This is a genomic window from Streptomyces sp. NPDC030862, assembly GCF_055571835.1.
The window spans coordinates 352,152-372,123 of sequence record NZ_JBVIEN010000007.1 but is presented as its reverse complement, the minus strand read 5'-3'; the positions used below and the strand labels follow the sequence as shown (position 1 = coordinate 372,123).

Genomic DNA, 19,972 nt, shown 5'->3' with positions numbered 1-19,972 from the left:
CGGTTGACCGCCGGTACGACCCCGCCGTACCGGCCGCGCGGGGTACCGGCTCAGCCCAGGTGGACGCGGGCCGCCGCGATCGGGCGGTCGGTCGCCTTGCGCGGGGTCGAGGAGTTGACGCTCCAGCGGTAGCCGGCGAAGAGCTTCGTGGTGGGGTCCGCGTAGAAGACCATGTGGCCGTAGCCGACGCCGTCGTGCTCCGTCCAGCCCGTCGTGCCGTCGGCCGCCTCCTCGATACGGGTGTCGGGGAAGGCGCGGTAGGTCGCCTCGGCGCCCGCGGAGGCGGCCGGGTTGCCGTGCGGGTCGCTGGTGCAGTCGACGATCTCGAAGACGTACGGGATGACGCCGTCGCCGACCTGACTGTCGACCGGGGACGCCAGCGTGCCCTTGCGGGCCCGGATCATGACGATGTGCCCCGTGTACGGCTCGGTGGTGGCGTCGGCGTCGTAGTCGAAGGCGACCAGATCTCCGGGCCGGAGGTTCACCGGCTTCGTGACGCCGGTGAAGTGCGGGATGGACGCCGCGTTCGCGAAGCCCTCGCGGAACTTCTCGGCCGTCGGGTAGAACTTCCCGGCCTCGGTCTTGAAGTACGTGCTGAAGTACTCCCTGGTGGCCCAGCCGTACGCCGTTCCGGTGCCGTAGGCCCGCTGCAGGACCATGGTGAGGAACGACGAGCACTGGGCGAGCGCGGAGAACTGCTCCGGGTGGCCGGGCGCGCCCCAGACCAGGGAGGAGTTCTCGTCCGGGAACTGTCCCGCCGCCTTGTAGCGGTTGGCGCCGTCGCTCCAGAATCGCATCCGCAGGTAGTCGACGAGGGTTTCGGCCTCGATCTGGTGCGGGAGCTTCGGCTGGTACGGGTTGGGCGTCGGCGCGTCGGCGGCCGACGCGGTGCCCGCCGCCGGGCCGGCCGCCAGCGCGGCGCCCGCGCCGGCGGTGGTGGCCAGCAGTCTTCTGCGGCTGAGCGAGTGACGTGACATGGATGGTCCCCCCGGGTCCGGCTGATCGGAATGATTGCCGGGATCCTATGTGACGGGCCGTCACGTGAGCCCGGCTCCCCGCCCCAGGAGCATCGCCACGTCGACGGCCGCCACCACGATCGCCGCCCGGAACGGCGCCTCGGCGCGCCGACGCCCCACGACCGCGCCGGCGACGGAGACCAGGACGGCCGCCGCCAGGGCCAGGAGGCCCGGGAGGCCGGCGCCTCCGGACAGCGCCGCCACGGCGGACGCCGCCACCAGCGGAACCGGCATCAGCGCCCGCGCCCGGGCGGGGCCGAGGCGCTGGGGCCAGCCGCGTACGCCCACCGCGAGGTCCGACGGGATGTCGGGCAGCACGTTGGCCAGGTGCGCGCCCACGCCCAGCAGCGCACCGCAGGCGACCACCCACCACGCGGGCCACGGGCTGCCGGGCAGGGCCAGCGCGACGAAGGACGGCAGGGCGGCGAACCCGATCGCGTACGGCAGCCAGGACAGCACCGTCGCCTTCACGCCCAGGTTGTACGCCCAGGCGGCGGCGACCCCGGCGAGGTGGACGCTTCCGGGGAGCGGGCCGCAGGCCAGGGAGAGCGGCACGCTGAGCGCCAGCGCCACGAGGGCCGCGGCCCGTACGGCCGTCACGCTCACCGCGCCGGACACCACCGGCTTGGCGTACCGCCCGGCCGCGCGGTCGCGCCGGGCGTCGACGGCGTCGTTGCACCAGCCGACCGACAGCTGGCCCGCGAGCACCCCGGCCGCCACCAGGAGGCAGCCGCGCGCGTCGTGCCCGGCCGTGGCGGCCAGCGCCGTGACCAGCAGGGTGACGGCCGCCGTGGGCAGCGGGTGACAGGCCCTCGGCAGGCCCGCGCGAAGGGCTCGGCGGCGGGTGGGTACGGCATCGGTGGTGGCGTCCACGCGGGGATCGTAGGCGCCGGGCGGGCGATCGGGCGGTACGACGGCGCCGGAGGGTGGCAGGCATGGGGGCACGACGACCCCGACCTGGAGCCCTGATGACGCGGATCGCAGCCGTCCACGGAGTCGTGGCGCCGCACCGGCACACCCAGCGCGAGATCACCGACATGGTGGCCCGGACCTGCCTGCCCGCCGGTGCCGACCGGCGCGCGCTCGACCGGCTGCACCGTGGTGCCCGGGTGACCACGCGTCACACGGTGCTGCCGCTGGACCGCTACGGCGGGTTCGACGACTTCGGCCAGGTCAACGACGTGTTCATCGCGGCCGCCGTCGAGCTCGGTGCCGAGGCGGTGACGGGGGCGCTGCGTGAGGCCGGCCTGTCGCCGCGCGATGTGGACCTGCTGGTCTTCACGTCCGTCACGGGGATCGCCGCGCCGTCCGTGGACGCCCGGCTGGCCGGGCTCCTGGGCATGCGGCCGGACGTCAAGCGGATCCCGGTCTTCGGTCTGGGGTGCGTGGCGGGCGCGGCCGGACTGGCCCGGGTGCACGACTACCTGCTGGGCCGCCCGCACGACGTGGCCGTGCTGCTCTCCGTCGAGTTGTGTTCCCTGACCTTCCAGCGGGCGGACGCGTCACCGGCCAACCTGGTCGCGACCGCGCTGTTCGGCGACGGGGCCGGTGCCGTCGTCGCCTGCGGTGCCCGGCGGCAGCCGGCGGCCGGGCCCGCCCCGACCGTGGTGGCGAGCCGCAGCCGGCTGTATCCGGACACGGAGCGGCTGCTGGGCTGGGACGTCACCGCTTCCGGTTTCCGCGTCGTCCTCGATCCGGCCGTCCCCGACCTCGTGCGCAAGAACCTCGCCCAGGACGTCGACGACTTCCTCGCGGACCAGGGGCTGGGGCGGCAGGACGTGACGGCGTGGGTGTGCCATGCCGGCGGGCCCCGGGTCCTGGACGCGGTCGCGGAGGCGCTCGACCTGCCGGGGTGCGCCCTGGACGTGAGCCGGCGCACGCTCGCCGAGGTCGGCAACCTGTCGTCCGCCTCGGTGCTGCACGTCCTGCGCGACACGCTGGCGTCCGGCTCCGGGCGGCCGCCGTCGGGCACGCCCGGGCTGATGCTCGCCATGGGGCCCGGCTTCTGTACCGAACTGGTCCTGCTGCGCTGGTGATTCGGGGAGACGGAGTCGGAGTCGGAGTCGGAGTCGGAGTCGGGAGATGAACATGGTCTGGTACACGGTGCTGGTGCTGGCCGTCGGCGTGGAGCGCGTCGCGGAGCTCGTGGTCGCCCGTCGCCACACGCGCTGGAGCCTGGCGCGCGGCGGCGTCGAGTCCGGCCGGGGCCACTACCCGGTGATGGTGGTGCTCCACACCGGGCTGCTGGCCGGCTGCCTCGCCGAGGTGTGGGCGACCGGGCGGCCGTTCACGCCCGTGCTCGGCTGGGCCATGGTGGCCGTCGTCGCGGCGGCGCAGGCCCTGCGCTGGTGGTGCGTGCGCACGCTGGGGCCGCGCTGGAACACCCGGGTCCTCGTCGTGCCCGGCCTGCCGCTGGTGTCCGGGGGCCCGTACCGGTGGCTGCGCCACCCGAACTACGTGGCGGTGGTCGCCGAGGGGCTGGCGCTGCCGCTGGTGCACGGGGCCTGGCTGACGGCCGTGGTGTTCACGGTGGTCAACGCCGTGCTGCTGTCGGTACGCGTCCGGTGTGAGGAGGCGGCACTGAGGTCGGCGCCGGGGGCGGCGCCGTGCGTGGAGGCCACCCGGTGATCGACCTGCTGGTGGCGGGCGGCGGGCCCGCCGGGCTCGCCGCGGCGATCCATGCGGCGCTCGCCGGCTGGGAGGCCGTCGTGGTGGAGCCGCGCCCGGGCCCGGTGGACAAGGCGTGCGGTGAGGGCGTCATGCCGGGCGGCGTCCGCTCCCTGCACGCCCTGGGCCTCGCCCCGGCGGGGCGGGAGCTGCGCGGCATCCGGTACGTCGACGGCCCCCACCGCGCGCAGGCGGCCTTCCGGGACGGTACGGGCCTCGGCGTGCGCCGCACCGTCCTGCACACGGCGCTGGCGGGCCGGGCCGCCGAGCTGGGCGTCCGGTGCGTGGAGGGCAGGGTCGGCGACGTACGGCAGGACGCGGACGGGGTGAGCGCCGGGGGGCTGCGGGCGCGGTGGCTGGTCGCCGCCGACGGCCTGCACTCCCCCGTGCGGCGCGCCCTCGGCCTGGAGCTGCCGGGCCCCCGGCTGCCCCGGCGCTACGGGCTGCGGCGGCACTACCGGGTGGCGCCCTGGTCGGACTTCGTGGAGGTCCACTGGTCGCCGTACGGGGAGGCGTACGTGACGCCCGTGGCCGACGACCTGGTCGGTGTGGCGGTGCTGAGCACGGTGCGACGCGGGTACGAACGGCACCTGGACGCCTTCCCCGAGGTGGCCGCCCGCCTGCGGGGCGCGGCGCCGACGAGCGCGGTGCGCGGCGCCGGGCCGCTCCGGCAGCGGGTGCGCGCCCGGGTGGCCGGGCGGGTGCTCCTCGTCGGTGACGCGGCCGGGTACGTGGACGCGCTCACCGGCGAGGGCGTCGCGCTCGCGCTGGCGTCGGCGGAGGCGGCGGTGGCGTGCCTGCGGGCGGGACGCCCGCGCGCGTACGAGGGGGCCTGGCGGAGGCTGTCGCGGCGGCACCGGCTGCTGACGGAGGCGCTGGTCCGGCTCAGCTGCCGGCCGGGCACGGCCCGACTGGTCGTACCGGTGGCGTCCCGGCTTCCGCCGGTGTTCGCGGCGGGGGTGCACGCGCTGCGGTGAGGGGCCTCGACCGGCAGGGCTCGCGCCGAAGGAGCGAGACCCGGGCGAGAGACGTGACCGGTACGGCGCTTGCCGAGCGGGCGGGGCCTTGGGCGGAGACGTGACCGGCAGAGCTCTTGCCAAGCGGGCCGTCTCCGGACGGGAACACGACCGGCACGGTTCTCACCAGGGAGCGGGCCCTGGACAGGGGGCACGACCGGGACCGCCCTCACCGAACGGGCGCCCCCGGACAGGAAACACGACCGGCACCGCTCTTGCCGAGAGGGCGGGGCGCGGGCGGGAAACGTGCCCGGCGCGGCTCCCGCCGACGGGGCCGTCCCCGGACAGGAAACACAACCGGCACCGCTCTTGCCGAGAGGGCGGGGCGCGGGCGGATACTTGACGGGTGAACCTCTCGGCGCCGGGTCTCACCGAGCTGCGGGAGCGGCTCGGCACGACGCTGTTCACCCGGGTCGCGGGGCCGGGCGGCCGGGCGAACCGCGCGCGTATCCACGGCGCGCCGGGGCCCCGCTGGTTCGCCGCGGACCGGCCGATCCGCCAGGTGCACGGCGACGCCGCGATGTTCATCGGCGGGCTGCGCGCGCTGCTGCTGCAGTCGCTGCACCCGCTGGCCATGGCCGCCGTGGCGGGCCATTCCGACTACCGCGGCGACCCCTGGGGGCGCCTCCAGCGCACCAGCACCTTCCTCGCGATGACGACGTACGGCGCCGCGGACGACGCCCAGCGGGCGGTGGACCGGGTCCGCGCCGTGCACGAGCGGGTGAAGGGCGTCACCGCCGACGGGGAGCCGTACCACGCCGCCGACCCGCACCTGCTGGCGTGGGTGCACGTCGCCGAGGTGGACAGCTTCCTGTGCGCCCACCAGCGCTACGGCGCCCACCCGCTGGACGCCGAGGGCTGCGACGCGTACGTCGCCGACACGGCACGCGTCGCGGCCGCGCTCGGCGTGGTCGACCCGCCCCGCGACCTGGCCGGGCTCGCCGAGCGGCTGGCCTCCTACCGCCCGGAGCTTCGCGCCACGCCGGAGGCCCGCGAGGCGGCGCGCTTCCTCCTGCTGCGCCCGCCGCTGCCGGCCGTCGCCCGCGCCCCGTACGCCGTCCTCGCCGCGAACGCCGTCTCCACGCTGCCGCGCTGGGCGCGTGGGCTGCTGCGGCTGCCGTACCTGCCGGTGGTGGAGGCGGCCTGCGTACGGCCCGGCGGGCAGGCGCTGACCAGGACGATCCGGTGGGCGCTGGCTCCTGCGCCGCCGCCGCCCGGCACGCACTGAAATCCGCGGGGAACGCGGAGATAATGGGCGGAGGGGCGTTCGCGGGGGTGGCCCAGGGCAACGACCGCGTCGGGTGGGAGCGACATTGATACGCGTTCTTCTCGTCGAGAACACCCGCCTCGTGCGGGGGGCGCTCGCCGCGCTCCTGTCTCGCGAGGAGGACATCGAGGTGGTCGCCGAGGCCGGCGGGGACGGTGAGGTGCTCGCGCGGGCGCAGCTGTGCCGCCCGGACGTGGCCGTGATCGACGTCGACTCCCAGGAGGGCGAGCGGCTCGCCTCGTGCGGCGAGCTCTGCGCACGGGTGCCGGAGTGCCGGATGCTGCTGATGATGGCCTCGACGACGCCGGAGCGGCTGCGGCGCGTGCTGGACCTGCACGCCGCCGGTGTCATCAGCACGAACGCCCCGGCGGACCGCCTGGTGCACGGCGTGCGCAAGCTGGTGCGGGGGCAGCGGTTCATCGACCCGGAGTTCGCGCTGGTCGCGCTCGACGCGGGCGAGAACCCGCTGACCCGGCGGGAGGTGGAGGTCCTGGGCATGGCCGCCGACGGCACGCCCACGCGGGAGATCGCCGAGCGGCTGTCGCTGTCCGTGGCCACGGTCCGCAACCACCTGTCGGCGATCACGAAGAAAGCCGGGGCGCGTAACCGGATCGACGCGATCCGGATAGCGCGGGAGTCCGGTTGGCTGTGACCGGGGCGGCGCCATGCGGGGCCGCGCCGTTCACCTCGTCCACGCCGTCCGCGCCGCTCCAGTGCCCCACCAGGTCGCGGTAGAGCGCGGACCGGGCCATCAGCTCCTCGTGGGTGCCCACGCTGATCCGCGTACCGTCCATGACCAGGATCCGGTCGGCCCGCAGCGCGGAGCTGATGCGGTGGGCGACGACGATCAGGGTGCCCGGGCGGCGGGCGAAGGCCTCCTCCGCGACCGCCTCGGCGGCCGGGTCGAGGTGGCAGGTGGCCTCGTCCAGCAGCGTCAGCCGCGGCTCCGGGAGGAGGGCGCGGGCCAGGGCGATGAGCTGGCGTTCGCCGGCCGAGAGTTCCTGCGGGTCCAGCGGCGCGTCGTAGCCGCCCAGCCGTTCCACGAGCGGCGCCGCGCCGGCCGCGCGGACGGCCGACTCCACGTCGGGCCTGGTGGCGCCCGGTGCGAGATACGTGAGGTTCTCCTCCAGCGTGCCGGCGAAGACGTACGCCTCCTGGGGGATCAGCACCCGGTGCCGGGCGAGGTCGTCGCCGTCGAGGGACCGGACCGGTACGCCGCCGAGGCGCGCCTCCCCGGCCTGCGGGGCGAGCACTCCGGCGATGAGGGCGGCCAGGGTGGACTTGCCGGCACCGCTGGGGCCCACGACGGCGAGGTGCTCTCCGGGGCGCAGGGCGAGGCGGAGGTCCCGGACCACGGGTTCGGCGGAGCGGGCGTAGCCGAAGGTGAGGCCGTCGACTTCGAGTCCGGAGTCGCGGGGGGCCGACGGGGCATGCGGAGCCGGCCGGGCCGCCGTGTCCGGTGACGTGTCGGGTGGGGTGGCGTGCGGGCCGGCGGACGGCTCCGCGACCTCCGTGATGCGGCCGATGGCGACGAGCAGCCACAGCCCGCTGCCGCCGAGCTCCTGGACCAGGTTCTGCAGCGCCGGGCTCAGGCTCTGCGAGACGTAGGTCAGCGCGCCCAGGATCGCTCCCGCGGTCAGGCCGTTGCGCATCAGCCAGGGCGCCCCGGCCAGGATGAGGACGAGCGGCACCCAGCCGCCGATCCCGAGGGCGATCGTCCGGACCGCGGTAAGCCGGGCCAGCGCCCGGGTGGCGTGCGCCGCCTCGTCGATCCGGGCGCCGGTCCGGGCGCGGACGCGCTCGTCCCCGCCGCAGGCCACGACGTCCCGCAGCCCGCCGGTCACGGTGCTCGCGTCCTCGGAGATGCGTTCGTTGGCGAGGATGACCTCCCGCTGGCGTGCCGCCATCGCCCGGAGTGCCGCAAGGAAGACGCCGAGGCCGAGGAGGAGCGGCGGCAGGACCAGGACGAGGAGGGCGGGGTCCAGGGTGGCCAGGCCCAGCAGGGCGCTCGCCGCCGTGACGACGAAGCCCTGGACGAACATCAGCACCGCCCCGTACGCCTCCCGGGCGATCTCCACGTGCTCGGTGAGCCGGGCGACGCCGGCGGTGTCCGGCGTCCGGCCCAGCCGGGTGGAGCGGTGCAGCGTGCCGGTGGTCACGAGCGTGACCAGCTCGTCGCGGAACGGTTCGATCAGCGCGGCGAGGCCGAGGACGGCGTGCCGGGTGCCCCAGGCGCCGACGATGAAGGCGCCCGCCAGCACGCCCAGCCAGGCGAAGCCGACGGAGGGACGGTCCGCGAGGAAGCCCTGGTCCATGGCGCGTGCCACGGCCCAGCCGGTGAAGAAGGCCGGCACGGCCTGCACCAGCGACCAGCCGGTGAGCCGGAGGTACGCGCCGCGTCGCCGGCTCAGGGAGGAGCGCAGGAGTTCGACGGGCCGCCCCTTCATCGCGTGCCTCCGGCGGTTTCGAGGACCTTCCGCGGCTCCGGGCCGGCCGGGGCGTCGGGCTGGAACGCCGCGCGGTAGGCCGGGTCCGCCCACAGGTCGCGGTGGAGGCCCCGCGCGCGGACGCCGCCGTCGGCGAGCCAGACGACGAGGTCGGCCCGGGCGGCGGTGGAGGCGCGGTGCGTGACGATCAGCCGGGTGCAGTCGGCCAGGGCACCCGCGCCGGTGAGGACCTGGCTGATGTGGTGCTCGGTCACGGTGTCGAGGCTGGCGGCGACGTCGTCGAGGACGAGGACCCGCCGGGCCTGCGCGAACGCGCGGGCGAGTCCCACGCGTTGCACCTCCCCGCCGGACATCGGCGCGTCGGCGAGACGGGTGCCGTAGCCGGCGGGCATGTGCCGGATGAAGGCGTCCGCCCGGGCCGCCGCCGCGTACGCCACGAGCTCGTCCGGGGCCGGGGTGCGCGGCCCGAAGCCGATCGCGTCGGCGAAGGTCTCGCCGAGCAGCACCGGGCGCTCGAAGCCGTAGCCCACGGCCCGCCGCAGCTCGTCCCGGTCCAGGCGGCGCAGCGGTACGCCGTCCAGCAGCACCTCGCCCTCGTCGGGGTCGAGGAGCCGGCCGGCCAGCGCGGCCAGCAGCGACTTGCCGGAACCGGACCGCCCGACGACGGCGACGAGGGCGCCGCCCGGGACCGTGAGGTGGAGGTCCTCCAGGACGGTGTCGCCCGCCGCGCGGACGGTGACGCCCCGGAACTCCAGCCGGCCGCGGCCGCCGTCGGGGAGGCGCTCGGAGCCGTACTCCACAGGGGGTTCGGCGAACACCTCGGCAAGGCGGCCCGCGGTCGTACGGGCCTGGACCAGCTGGTTCAGCGTGCCGACCACGGAGCCGATGCCGGTGGCCATGATCACGTACTGGCTCGCCGCGAGCACCTCGCCCGGGGTGATCCGGCCCTGCGTGAGCAGCAGGCCCGCCACGGCCAGGACGGCGACCATGACCAGCGGGACGACGAGGGCTTCACGGGCCGACATGCGGGCGAGGGAGCGCCACATGCCCACGCCGTGTTGGTGCAGCTCGGGCAGCGGGGCGAGCACCCGGCGCGCCTCGCGGTCCACGGTGCCGGCCGCGGCGATGGTCCGGCTTCCGCCGAGGGCGTCGACGAGCCGGCCGGCGATGGTGCCCTGGGTGGCGTAGTAGCGCTCGTTGAGGTCGGAGATGTCGCGGACGAAGGCGTGGACCAGGGGCGCGAGGACGGGCAGGCCCACGACGAAGGTGAGGCAGAGCCAGGGGTCGATGAGCGCCAGGGCGGCGAGGGCCCCGAGCGGGGGCACCAGGTTCATGACGACCCACACCAGGTCGGAGGCGACCTGGCCGGTCTGGGAGGCGTTGCCGACGAGCCGCGTCACCAGGTCTCCCGGCGTGAAGCGGCGGGTGGCACGTGGGCCGACCGCGAGGATGTGTTTCAGCAGCCTCTTGCGCAGCCATGCGGTGGAGCGGGCTTCGACCACCTGGTTCACGAAGTCGTCCAGGGTCTCGGCGACCACCAGGACGACGATGAGCGCGGCGCTCAGGGCGAGCCACCGCGCGGAGTCCGCGCCGCCGAGTACCGCGTCGAGGGTGCGGCCCATGACGGCGGGCAGGACGACGGCCGCGCCGGTCAGCAGGACGGCCGTGACGACCATGACGGCCACCCAGGGGCCGCCCCGCCGGGCCGCCGCCAGCATCAGGCGGCTCGCGGTGTGTCGCTCCACTCGGTCCACGGGCACCTCCTGGTCGTGTGGGGAGCGTCGGTTACGCGGCGGGGACGCGCGGGGCGTCCCCGCCTTCCTCGGTCAGAGCTTGACCCTGACCCTGAGCCTGACCTTTACACCGATCTTGATACCGCCGCCGCAGCTGGTTGAGCTTGAGCCGAACAGCGCGGTCTCCGAGTCGGGCATGTCCATGCCCTGCAGGTCGAGGAGCGTCATGTGATGTCACCTCCCTTCTCCATGCGTGTCGAGGATCGGTCTGTGGGCCGTGTCCCGTCGGCCGAAGAAGGCCGCAAGAACGGCAGGTCCACGGGCTGGTCGTGGAGAGCGGCGCCGAGGGCGAGCAGCACGCCGGCGTTGCCGGTGGCCAGGTCCGTCGAGAGCCGCAGGAGTTGCTCGCCGGGGAAGAGCAGGTGGCCCTGGTGGACGACGGCCTGCCGTGAGAGGCCGCGCACGTGGTCGGTGACCACGGGGTTCCGCTCGGCGGCCGTGCCGGGGGGATGCCGGCGGCTGAGGTACAGGAGGATGCCCGCCGTGCCGTGGAAGAGCCCCGACTGGGTGTGGAACCGTGCGGCGGCCGCCTCCCGGATCGCCCCCGACGCCGCCGCGAACCGGTCGTCCGGGCGGTGGGCGAGGTAGTCGTCGAGGACGAGGCCGATGCCCACACTGCCTTCGGCGAGGTAGGGCATGGTCCGCCAGCCCTCGTTGACCCGCATCCCCTGCCCCTCGGGGACCGTGCAGCGGCGCAGGTCCTGGCGGAGGGCGGTGGCCGCGAGGTCGAGGTAGCCCGGGTCGCCGGTGTGCTCGTACAGCCGGAGGAACAGCAGGGCGGGCCCCGAGGAACCGCGCATCAGGCCCGCGTAGGGGTGCTTGCCGCCGCTGATCTCCGGGACGCCGTCGGCCGGGCCGAGCCGGTCGGCGACGAGGCCGGCCGCTTTCATCGCCGCGTCGTGGAACGCGGGATCGCCGGTGGCCGCCGCGAAGTGCAGCAGGTTCAGGCCGATGCCCGCGAGGCCTCCGTGGAGGTCGAGCCCCAGCTCCGGCCACTGGCCGTCCGGGCATACGTCGAGGACCTTCAGCGCCTCCTCGCGGTGGCCGAGGCGGTCGAGCACATGGGCCACGCCGTGCAGGCCGTCGTAGAAGCCGGTGCGGGTGCCGTCCTCCGGGTTCAGGGCGTGCTCCAGCAGCCACTGCTCGTGCCGCGGGTGGCGCCCGGCGCCGGTCGCGTCGAGCGCGTACAGCACCCCGGCCGCGCCGTAGCCGATGCCCAGGCCTCCGCCGGGTGCCCGGAACTGTTCGATGTCGCCGGGGAAGAGCCGGTCGTCGCGCTCCGGTGTGGCGGCGGCGAGGATGGCGGCGGCCAGGGAGTCACGGGCGCGCATCCAGCCGTCGTGGTCCGCTTCCAGGCGGAGCTCGCCTGCGGCGCCGGTGGCGGCGGTCGGCGTGGTGGGGCCGCTTCCGGCGATCGTGCGTACCGCCTCGTCCAGGAAGGCGGGGGGTACGGGGAACGACCGGCGGGCCTCCTGGGCGAGTTGTGCGGCCTTGGCCGGGTTCAGTGAGATGAGCTGCGTCAGCGGCATGAACATGAAGATCCGCAAGCAGGCCAGGGCGTAGCGGTCGATGTCGAAACCGGTCAGGCCCTCGGCCGTGAAGAACCCGGGGGCGGCGAGGGTCTGCGGCTGCTCGTCCGCCGCGTCCGCCGCGCCCTCGAAGTCGATCAGGACGACCCGGCCGTCGGGCCGGACCAGGATGTTGGCGGGGTGGATGTCGCCGATGACCACGCCCCGGTCGTGCACCGCGGCCACCGCCCGCTCGACCCGGTCCACCACGTCGAGGGCCCAGGCGGTGTACTCGGCGCGGGCCGCGGCGTCCGCCTCCTGCGTCGGCAGGGGGTAGTACCGGTCGTGGAAGACCTCGTTGAGCGGCCGCCCGTCGATGAACTCCTCCACCAGGAAGTGGTGTTCCCCCAGCAGGAAGTGGTCGTGCAGCGCGGGTACGCAGTCGAGGCCGCGGAGCCGCTCCAGGGTCTCCCGCTCCCGACGCATCCGGCTGACCGCGTCCGCGCCATCCGGGGTGAGGCCCGCGTAGGGCCGTGCTTCCTTCAGGACGACGGGTTCGCCGGTGCGTACGTCCTGACCGGCGTAGAGGCCGCCGCCGTTGGAGAAGTGCAGCGCCCGCTCGATCCGGTACGGCAGGTCGGCGACGGTCGTCCTGCTCCGCTCGGCGAGGTGGGGCTCCAGGAAGGCGGGCAGCTTCACCCACTCGGGCACCTGGAAGACCGGGGCCCGCAGATCGGGGACCAGCCGGCCCGACGCGTCCTCGATCGCCAGCACGGTCTCTCCCGTGCGGGGCGATACGCAGTACCGCTTGGCGAAACCCCCGTACCTGACGTACAGCGGTCCGGCGCCCCAGCGCAGATCGCTGAGGATGTACGGCCCCGGTCGCCCTCCCAGGGCCTGGTCCAGTTCGTTGAGCACCTGCTCCAGCCGGGTCTCGTCCTCCGGGTAGATCGTGACGAACTTCCCGCTGCCGCCGCGCTGGGCGTACTTGATGTTGGCGTTGAGCAGGGCTTCCGGACTGTGGAGGAATTTGAACGAGAGCCGCCGGGCGACGCAGTGGTCCCAGACCGCGTCGAGGATGTCCTCCGCGTTGTCCAGGCACGCCGAGACGTGGACCTTCCAGCCCTGCGGGGGCAGCTCAAGGCCCTCCGGGTGGTAGACCACCCAGTTGTCGAGCTCGTACCGCAGCCATCCGTCCGGCACGGGACATCGGGTCTGCGCGAACTCGCCGTCCCCGTCCACGTCGTCGCCGTCCGCGCCGTAGGCGCGTGCGGGCGTGTCGTAGAAGAAGGGGTCCATGAGGCAGAACGCCTCATAACGCATGTCCACGGGAGTCTCCGCATCGTGGGACCGGTGTCCCTGAGGCAGATCCGTTGCCGGGTCTTCGTGGGGGGAACGTTCACCCGGGATCACTAGCGAGGATTGCACCCGCCGCCCGCCCCGGAACACCACTCTTCGTCACGCGTGTGCCGTGAGAGCGTCACCCCGGACCCGGGAGAAACGCGGATGCCAACCCCTCCACCTGCACTTTCTCCGAGAAGCCACGACGGCCACCCCGCCCGCGGATCCCCGCGAGGATTGGTTAGGCTCCCCTAAGTTATTCTCGTGAAGGAGCCGCATGCCGTCCGTGTCCCCGCAGCACCCCGTCATATCCGAGGGGCACCCCCGGCGCTGGCTCATCCTGGGCGTCATCTGCCTGGCGCAGCTCGTGGTGATCCTCGACAACACCATCCTCAACGTCGCCGTGCCCACCCTCACCCGCGACCTGGGCGCCTCCGCCGCCGATGTCCAGTGGGTCATCAACGCCTACGCGCTGGTCCAGTCGGGCCTGCTGCTCACGGCGGGCGGCGCGGCCGACCGCTACGGGCGCAAGCGCATGCTCATGACCGGGCTCGCGCTGTTCGGGCTGGGCTCGCTGGCGGCCGGACTGGCCCAGTCCACCGGCCAGTTGATCGCCGCCCGCGCCGGGATGGGCGTCGGCGCCGCCCTGCTGCTGACCACCACGCTCGCCGTCGCGCTCCAGGTCTTCCCGGAGCCGGAGCGCGTACGGGCCATCGGCATCTGGGCCGCCGTCAACGCCCTGGGCTTCGCCGCCGGGCCGCTGGTCGGCGGTGTGGTCCTCGCCCACTTCTGGTGGGGCGCCCTCTTCCTGGTCAACCTGCCGGTGGTGGCGCTCGGGCTGGTCGCGGCCGCCGTGCTCGTACCGGAGAGCACCGCTCCGGGCGGGGCGCGCCCCGATCTGCCCGGTGCGCTGCTGTCCACGGTGGGCATGGCGTCGCTCGTCTACGTCGTCATCACCGGGCCCGAACACGGCTGGACCTCGGGGCCGGTGCTGGTGGGCACGGCCCTCGTCGCCGTCACCGCGACCGCCTTCGTACGGTGGGAGCGCCGCGTCGCCCATCCCATGCTGGACCTGGGCTTCTTCCGCGACCGCACCTTCACCGGCGCCATCGCCGGGGCGCTGCTGATCACCTTCGGCAGCGGGGGCGCGCTGTACCTGCTGACCCAGCAGCTGCAGTTCGTGCACGGGTACGGTGCGCTGGAGGCGGGGCTGCGCACGGCGCCGTTCGCGCTGACCGTCGTGCTGCTGAACTTCACCGGGGTCGCGGCCCGCGCCAGCCGGGCCGTGGGCATCCCGGGGTCCGTCGCCCTCGGCATGGGGCTGCTCGCGGCGGGCCTCGCGGTCGTCGCGGTGCTCGACTCCCAGGGCTTCGGCTACGGGGGCATGCTCGTCGGGCTGGTCCTGATGGGGGCGGGGTGCGCGCTGGCGAACCCGGCGATGGCGGTGGCGGTCCTGAACGCGATTCCACGCGAGAAGGCGGGCGTCGGCGCGGGCATCGAGGGCACGGTCACGGAGTTCGGCAACGGCCTCGGCGTCGCCGTCCTCGGCGCGGTGCTCAACTCCCGGTTCGCCGCGCTGATTCCGGTGCCGGCGGCCGCCTCGCTTCCGGCGGCGCTGGCCGCCGCGGACTCGGCGGGCGAGCGGGAGCGGATCGCGGACGCGTTCGCCTCCGGTCTGGTGACCAGCCAGCTGGTCGGGGCGGCGGCCGTGCTGGTGGGCGGCCTGCTGGCCGCGGCGCTGCTGCGGCGCGCGGAGAAGGGGGCGACCGCCCCGGCGCAGGCGGCCCCCGAGGCGCCCGAGAAGCCCGCCGAGGTCGCGTCGGTCTGATCGCGCCGGGATCCGCCCCTAACGCCGGCTCGGCTCCGCCGCCGCCCCCGTCAGGACGGCGCGGTGGACGGCGCGGGCGAGCCGCGCGCCCCACAGCGAGCGCGGTCCGGCGAAGGCGTGCGGCTCCTCGCCGGGGCGGGGGACGCGGGCGGCGACGCACACGGCGTCGGTGGGCGTGCCCGAGCAGTCGTGCCCCGCTTCCAGCAGCGCCTGGACCTTCGCCTCCGTGGCGGTGGCCACCGCGTTGACGAGCGCGGCGTCGGTCAGGGCGGCCGGGACGGCGGCGACGATGTTGATGGTCCCGGCCGGTGGCGGGCCGGCCGCGCCGTCCTCCGGCGAGGCGGCCCAGGTCGACACGCCCAGGCCGACGGTGACGGCCGCCTCGACGCCGCCGTCGGCGGCGTGGGCGCACCGCGTGACGTCCGCGGCCGTCATCAGCCCGACCCCGGCACCCCGGGCACCGGCGCGGTGGGCGAGCGCGGCCAGGTGCCGGGCGGGGTCGGTACGCCGGTAGCCGTGCGGCACCTGGGCGTTCAGGACCCACGCCCGCTCCCCGATGCCGCCGCCCAGCACCGCGCTGCTGGCCATTCGCCAGCCGTCCCCCGCACGCCACACCAGCGCGGGGAGCCGTATGCCGTCCTCCACGTGCCAGAGCCGCTCCATGGCCAGGGCGGGCGGCAGCGGCGCGTGGGAGGTGAGGGTGGAGGACACCGGGGGCTGCTCCTCGGGGCAGGGCGCGGGGGCGCGGATACGGCGGAACCGGCTGATCCTACGCGCACCCGCGACGGCGCCCGCACCCGCGCGTGCGCCGGCTCATGCCCCTCGTCGGTGGAGGCGGTCCAGGAGCGCCAGGTCGTCCTCGGAGAGGCGCAGCGCACCGGCGGCCACGTTGGCGGTGAGGTGCTCCGGGTCACCGGTACCGGGGATGGCGAGCACGTGCGGCCCGCGGTGCAGCGTCCAGGCGAGGCGGACCTGCGCCGCGCTCACGCCGTGGGCGCGCGCCACGGCGAGCACCTCGTCGCCGTCCGGTCCACCGGCCCCCGCATCGCGCCCGGTACCGGCGATCGAATAGAACGGCACGAACGCGATCCCCTGCTCGCCGCAGTCGCGCACGAACGCGTCGTGCTCGGGCCGTACGCCGATGCCGTACGGGTTCTGTACGCACACCACGGGCGCGATGGCCCGCGCCTCGGCGAGCTGTTCGGGGGTGACGTTGGAGACGCCGAGGTGGCGGATGAGCCCGGCGTCCCGCAGTTCGGCGAGGGCGCCGAAGCGGTCGGCGATCGAACGGTTCCCGAGCATGCGCAGGTTGACCACGTCGAGGTGGTCGCGGCCGAGCTGGCGCAGGTTCTCCTCGACCTGGCCGCGCAGCTGCCCGGGTTCGGCGTACCACCACTCGCCCGAGGGGTCGCGGTGGGGCCCGACCTTGGTGGTGATGACGAGGCCGTCCGGGTAGGGGGCCAGCGCCCGGTTGATCAGCTCGTTGGCGGAGCGCAGCCGGGAGAAGTAGAACGCGGCGGTGTCGATGTGGTTCACGCCGAGTCCGACGGCGCGGCGCAGGACGGCTATGGCCTGGTCGCGGTCGCGCGGGGCGGCGTCGGGCGCGAACGCCTCGCCGGTCTGCGTCAGGCGCATGGCGCCGAAGCCCATGCGGTTGATCTCCAGGTCGCCGAGTGTCCAGGTGCCCGACGCCGCCGCGGTGATGGTCTGTGAGGTCATCCCGGGATGATCACTCCAACGCCCGTAAGACGCCAGCCCTTTGGGACACCTTTGGGACATCTCTCACCTTTGCCGACCGGCGCCCGCCCCGGGGTGTCCGGTCACGGCCGTACGGCCCACCGCCGCCGCCAGCTTGCGCAGCCGGCGCCAGTCCAGCGCGGGGGGCGCCTCGGGCACCCCGGGCCGCAGCCGCGGTACGCGGACGCGCAGCGCGCCCGGTGCGACGCGGCAGTGGACGGGGGCGGGCAGGACCAGCGCCTCGCCGTCGATGCCGACCTCGAGGGTGGGGTTGTCGGCGTCGACGACGACCTCGCGGGCCGTGAGCACCGTGAGCCCGTTGGTCTCGGGGTCGAGCAGCAGCCCGGCGGCCGCGGCGGCGCCGTCCACGCGGATGCCGAGGAAGCCGAGGACCCCGGAGTCGAGCCGCTCGCGACGGCCGAAGCCGAACGGCTCGTCCCTGCGGTACGGGTTGTTGCTGACGAGCACGGCTTGCGGGCCGGTGAGCACCGTGCCTCCGGCGCGGGCGGTCAGCCGGGGGCCGCTCTGCCGGGTGAGCAGGTCGGGCAGCATGTCCAGCGCCGTGCCGACCTTGTCCTCCCGGTAGGCGGGGCTCTGGACGACGGCCCCGTAGACGCCGAAGGAGACGTTGTTGACGAAGGGGCGCCCGCCGGCGAAGCCGAGGTCCACCCGGAGTTCCACGCCGTCCGTGAGGGCGTCCAGGGAGGCGGCGGGGTCGTCGCGGTCGAGGCCGAGGTCCATCGCGAAGTGGTTGCGGGTACCGGCGGCGATGACCAGGAACGGCAGGTCGTGTTCGGCGGCGACGGCGGCCACCAGCGCCTGGGTGCCGTCGCCGCCCGCGACGCCCAGCAGGTCCGCGCCGTCCGCCACCGCGCGCCGGGCGAGCTCCGCGACGTCCTGGTGCCGCACCGGGTCGAGCAGCACCACGCGCGCGCCGAGCCGCTCGGCCTTCTCCCGCAGCCGGAAGCGCGCCACCTTGGAGCCGCCGGACAGCGGGTTCATGAACAGCACGGCCCGGCGCGGCGGCGGCGTGCGGTGCTCCTTGGCCCGTACGGGACGCAGGCCCGTGCTCCGCAACGCGTACCGGCCGGTCCACACGGCCACGCCCCACAGGGCGAGGGACACCGCGAGGGCCCTCAGCAGGCCCGCGGCCGCGAACAGGGCGATGACGGCGAGCGGTGTCGCCGCCGCCAGCGCGGCGGCCGCCACGCGTACCGCTCCGCGCGTGGTCAGCGCCCACCACAGCGCGGCCGCCGTGGCGGCCAGGCCGGCGACGCCGACCAGGAGCAGCAGGACGCCGCCGACGCCCGCGTACAGCAGCGGCACCAGCGCCGCGAGCGCCGCCGCGGCGAGGGACGCCCTGGCCGACCACCGCTGCGCGCGCTGCACCCGCCCGTGCGCGTCCCATCCGGTCACCATGTGCCGTCCCCTCCCTCGCCTCCGGACATCGTAGGAGCGGCGGGCCGCGTGTGTGACCGGTCCCGGGTGCGGGCGTCGACGCTGCCCGCGGCCATCAGTTCCCTCAGCGAGCAGCCGCACGAGCCCGGCCTGGGCCGCGAACAGCAGGGGCTGGACCCTTTCCACTCCACGTCACCACTTCGTCACGGGTCGTAGCGAGCGGTCCGTGCCACAGGGGCCGACGGGGCCCGCGAGGCCATGGCGGCACCCTCATGAACGATCAAAAAACCATGGGGTTAGCATATGAGCGCCGCCTAGCTCGAAAGATGGACCTGTGACTGTCAACGACGACTCGTTCACCAATTGGAAGACCCGCGAGGAGATCGCGGAGTCGATGATCCCGATGATCGGCAAGCTGCACCGGGAGCGGGACGTCACCGTCCTGCTGCACAGCCGCTCCTTGGTGAACAAGTCGGTGGTCAGCATTCTCAAGACCCACCGATTCGCCCGGCAGATCGCCGGTGAGGAACTCTCCGTCACCGAGACGATGCCCTTCCTGCGCGCCCTCACCACGCTCGACCTGGGTCCGTCCCAGATCGACATCGGCATGCTCGCCGCGACGTACAAGACGGACGGCCGCGGTCTGTCGGTGGAGGAGTTCACCGCCGAGGCCGTCGCCGGTGCCACCGGCGCCAACAAGATCGAGCGCCGCGAGGGACGCGACGTCGTCCTCTACGGCTTCGGCCGCATCGGCCGCCTCGTCGCCCGCCTCCTCATCGAGAAGGCCGGCTCCGGCAACGGCCTGCGGCTGCGTGCCATCGTCGTGCGCGGCGGTGGGGACCAGGACCTGGTGAAGCGCGCCTCGCTGCTGCGCCGCGACTCGATCCACGGCCAGTTCCAGGGCACCATCACCGTCGACGAGGCGACCAACACGATCGTCGCCAACGGCAACGCGATCAAGGTGATCTACGCGAACGACCCGTCCGAGGTCGACTACACCGCGTACGGCATCAAGGACGCCATCCTCATCGACAACACCGGCAAGTGGCGCGACCGCGAGGGCCTGTCCAAGCACCTGCGCCCCGGCATCGACAAGGTCGTCCTGACCGCCCCGGGCAAGGGCGACGTCCCGAACATCGTCCACGGCGTCAACCACGACACCATCAAGCCGGACGAGCGGGTCCTGTCCTGCGCCTCCTGCACCACCAACGCCATCGTCCCGCCGCTGAAGGCGATGGACGACGAGTACGGCGTCCTGCGCGGTCACGTCGAGACCGTCCACTCGTTCACGAACGACCAGAACCTGCTGGACAACTACCACAAGGCCGACCGCCGCGGCCGCTCGGCGCCGCTGAACATGGTGATCACCGAGACCGGTGCCGCCTCCGCCGTCGCCAAGGCGCTGCCCGACCTCAAGGCGCCGATCACCGGCAGCTCGATCCGCGTCCCCGTCCCGGACGTCTCGATCGCCATCCTGAGCCTGCGCCTGGGCCGTGAGACCACCCGCGACGAGGTCCTCGAGTACCTCCGCGACGTCTCGCTGCACTCGCCGCTCAAGCGCCAGATCGACTTCACCACCGCCCCCGACGCGGTCTCCATGGACTTCGTCGGCTCGCGCCACGCCTCGATCGTCGACGCCGGCGCCACCAAGGTCGACGGCGACAACGCCATCCTCTACCTCTGGTACGACAACGAGTTCGGCTACTCCTGCCAGGTCATCCGCGTCGTCCAGCACGTCTCCGGGGTGGAGTACCCGACCTACCCGGCCCCGGACCCGGCGGTCTGATCCCGGCCCCGGACCCGGCGGTCTGATCCCGGCCCCGGACCCGTCCGGCTCCCGGACCCCGGGGGGGGGGGGGGGGGGGAAGGGAACGAACAGGGGAGGGGGGAGGAGTATAGGGGAGGGGGAGAAAGGAGGGGGGGAAACTGTCCACAGAAGGGGGATCGCTCAGGT

The 19,972-nt window shown here is 74.6% G+C and carries 16 protein-coding genes; 7 read left to right on the top strand and 9 right to left on the bottom strand.

Going from position 1 to position 19,972, the window contains the following annotated elements; genetic code table 11:
- Window positions 1-50: 50 nt before the first annotated feature.
- Together ACZ42X_RS21055 and ACZ42X_RS21050 are read right to left on the bottom strand one after the other, a co-directional pair.
- Window positions 51-977: a hypothetical protein gene (locus ACZ42X_RS21055; protein ID WP_468292106.1), complete on the bottom strand. Its 927-nt coding sequence runs from the start codon at window positions 975-977 to the stop codon at window positions 51-53.
- Window positions 978-1,037: 60 nt separating this feature from the next.
- Window positions 1,038-1,889, bottom strand: coding sequence for a UbiA family prenyltransferase (locus ACZ42X_RS21050; RefSeq protein ID WP_468292103.1), 852 nt, complete (start codon window positions 1,887-1,889; stop codon window positions 1,038-1,040).
- Between the two features lie 95 nt (window positions 1,890-1,984).
- Between ACZ42X_RS21050 and ACZ42X_RS21045 the strand changes: the two genes are divergently transcribed.
- The 5 genes from ACZ42X_RS21045 to ACZ42X_RS21025 all read left to right on the top strand — a co-directional run bounded on the left by ACZ42X_RS21045 (window position 1,985) and on the right by ACZ42X_RS21025 (window position 6,618).
- The gene (locus ACZ42X_RS21045; RefSeq protein WP_468292100.1) at window positions 1,985-3,052 is read left to right on the top strand and encodes a type III polyketide synthase; all 1,068 of its coding nucleotides are present in this window, start codon (window positions 1,985-1,987) and stop codon (window positions 3,050-3,052) included.
- 52 nt (window positions 3,053-3,104) lie between these two features.
- Window positions 3,105-3,644: an isoprenylcysteine carboxyl methyltransferase family protein gene (locus tag ACZ42X_RS21040; protein ID WP_468292097.1), complete on the top strand. Its 540-nt coding sequence runs from the start codon at window positions 3,105-3,107 to the stop codon at window positions 3,642-3,644.
- Window positions 3,641-4,660, top strand: a complete 1,020-nt coding sequence (locus ACZ42X_RS21035) for an NAD(P)/FAD-dependent oxidoreductase (protein WP_468292094.1) — start codon at window positions 3,641-3,643, stop codon at window positions 4,658-4,660. Before ACZ42X_RS21040 ends, ACZ42X_RS21035 begins: the two co-directional genes overlap by 4 nt.
- A gap of 385 nt (window positions 4,661-5,045) precedes the next feature.
- Complete coding sequence (locus ACZ42X_RS21030) at window positions 5,046-5,927, top strand: oxygenase MpaB family protein (RefSeq protein ID WP_468292091.1); 882 nt, start codon at window positions 5,046-5,048, stop codon at window positions 5,925-5,927.
- A gap of 85 nt (window positions 5,928-6,012) precedes the next feature.
- Window positions 6,013-6,618 (top strand): LuxR C-terminal-related transcriptional regulator, encoded by a 606-nt coding sequence (locus tag ACZ42X_RS21025; RefSeq protein WP_468292088.1) that lies wholly within the window; start codon window positions 6,013-6,015, stop codon window positions 6,616-6,618.
- Here the strand turns inward: ACZ42X_RS21025 and ACZ42X_RS21020 are convergent.
- The 4 genes from ACZ42X_RS21020 to lanKC form a co-directional block, all read right to left on the bottom strand.
- Window positions 6,548-8,413 carry an ABC transporter ATP-binding protein gene (locus ACZ42X_RS21020; protein ID WP_468292085.1) on the bottom strand — a complete coding sequence of 622 codons (1,866 nt, stop codon included), beginning with the start codon at window positions 8,411-8,413 and terminating at the stop codon, window positions 6,548-6,550. The genes ACZ42X_RS21025 and ACZ42X_RS21020 overlap by 71 nt on opposite strands.
- On the bottom strand, window positions 8,410-10,167 hold the full coding sequence (locus ACZ42X_RS21015) for an ABC transporter ATP-binding protein (RefSeq protein WP_468292082.1): 1,758 nt from the start codon (window positions 10,165-10,167) through the stop codon (window positions 8,410-8,412). The genes ACZ42X_RS21020 and ACZ42X_RS21015 overlap by 4 nt, the downstream gene beginning before the upstream one ends.
- Window positions 10,168-10,239: 72 nt before the next feature.
- Entirely contained in the window at window positions 10,240-10,374 is a 135-nt protein-coding gene (locus tag ACZ42X_RS21010; RefSeq protein WP_468292079.1) for a hypothetical protein, read from the bottom strand.
- Complete coding sequence (gene lanKC / locus ACZ42X_RS21005) at window positions 10,371-13,043, bottom strand: class III lanthionine synthetase LanKC (RefSeq protein ID WP_468292077.1); 2,673 nt, start codon at window positions 13,041-13,043, stop codon at window positions 10,371-10,373. Before lanKC ends, ACZ42X_RS21010 begins: the two co-directional genes overlap by 4 nt.
- A 289-nt stretch (window positions 13,044-13,332) precedes the next feature.
- Here lanKC and ACZ42X_RS21000 point away from each other — a divergent pair, with 289 nt between their 5' ends.
- A complete protein-coding gene (locus tag ACZ42X_RS21000) occupies window positions 13,333-14,883 on the top strand; it encodes an MFS transporter (RefSeq protein ID WP_468292074.1) in 1,551 nt (516 codons plus the stop codon).
- Window positions 14,884-14,901: 18 nt separating this feature from the next.
- Here the strand turns inward: ACZ42X_RS21000 and ACZ42X_RS20995 are convergent, their stop codons facing one another.
- From ACZ42X_RS20995 to ACZ42X_RS20985, 3 genes are all read right to left on the bottom strand, one after another.
- The gene (locus tag ACZ42X_RS20995; RefSeq protein WP_468292429.1) at window positions 14,902-15,546 is read right to left on the bottom strand and encodes an adenosylcobinamide amidohydrolase; all 645 of its coding nucleotides are present in this window, start codon (window positions 15,544-15,546) and stop codon (window positions 14,902-14,904) included.
- 150 nt (window positions 15,547-15,696) lie between these two features.
- Window positions 15,697-16,602, bottom strand: a complete 906-nt coding sequence (locus ACZ42X_RS20990; protein WP_468292071.1) for an oxidoreductase — start codon at window positions 16,600-16,602, stop codon at window positions 15,697-15,699.
- A 63-nt stretch (window positions 16,603-16,665) separates the two neighbouring features.
- Window positions 16,666-18,039, bottom strand: coding sequence for a diacylglycerol/lipid kinase family protein (locus ACZ42X_RS20985; RefSeq protein WP_468292068.1), 1,374 nt, complete (start codon window positions 18,037-18,039; stop codon window positions 16,666-16,668).
- A 313-nt stretch (window positions 18,040-18,352) separates the two neighbouring features.
- On the opposite strand from ACZ42X_RS20985, the gene ACZ42X_RS20980 reads away from it, so the two are divergent.
- On the top strand, window positions 18,353-19,804 hold the full coding sequence (locus tag ACZ42X_RS20980) for a glyceraldehyde-3-phosphate dehydrogenase (RefSeq protein ID WP_468292064.1): 1,452 nt from the start codon (window positions 18,353-18,355) through the stop codon (window positions 19,802-19,804).
- Window positions 19,805-19,972 lie beyond the last annotated feature (168 nt).

Coding starts and splice junctions, on each gene's coding strand:
- ACZ42X_RS21040 (WP_468292097.1), top strand. CDS start 3,105: ATGGTCTGGTACACGGTGCTGGTGCTGGCCGTCGGCGTGGAGCGCGTC.
- ACZ42X_RS20985 (WP_468292068.1), bottom strand. CDS start 18,039: ATGGTGACCGGATGGGACGCGCACGGGCGGGTGCAGCGCGCGCAGCGG.
- ACZ42X_RS20990 (WP_468292071.1), bottom strand. CDS start 16,602: ATGACCTCACAGACCATCACCGCGGCGGCGTCGGGCACCTGGACACTC.
- ACZ42X_RS21020 (WP_468292085.1), bottom strand. CDS start 8,413: ATGAAGGGGCGGCCCGTCGAACTCCTGCGCTCCTCCCTGAGCCGGCGA.
- ACZ42X_RS21055 (WP_468292106.1), bottom strand. CDS start 977: ATGTCACGTCACTCGCTCAGCCGCAGAAGACTGCTGGCCACCACCGCC.
- ACZ42X_RS21000 (WP_468292074.1), top strand. CDS start 13,333: ATGCCGTCCGTGTCCCCGCAGCACCCCGTCATATCCGAGGGGCACCCC.
- ACZ42X_RS21045 (WP_468292100.1), top strand. CDS start 1,985: ATGACGCGGATCGCAGCCGTCCACGGAGTCGTGGCGCCGCACCGGCAC.
- ACZ42X_RS21010 (WP_468292079.1), bottom strand. CDS start 10,374: ATGACGCTCCTCGACCTGCAGGGCATGGACATGCCCGACTCGGAGACC.
- ACZ42X_RS20995 (WP_468292429.1), bottom strand. CDS start 15,546: ATGGAGCGGCTCTGGCACGTGGAGGACGGCATACGGCTCCCCGCGCTG.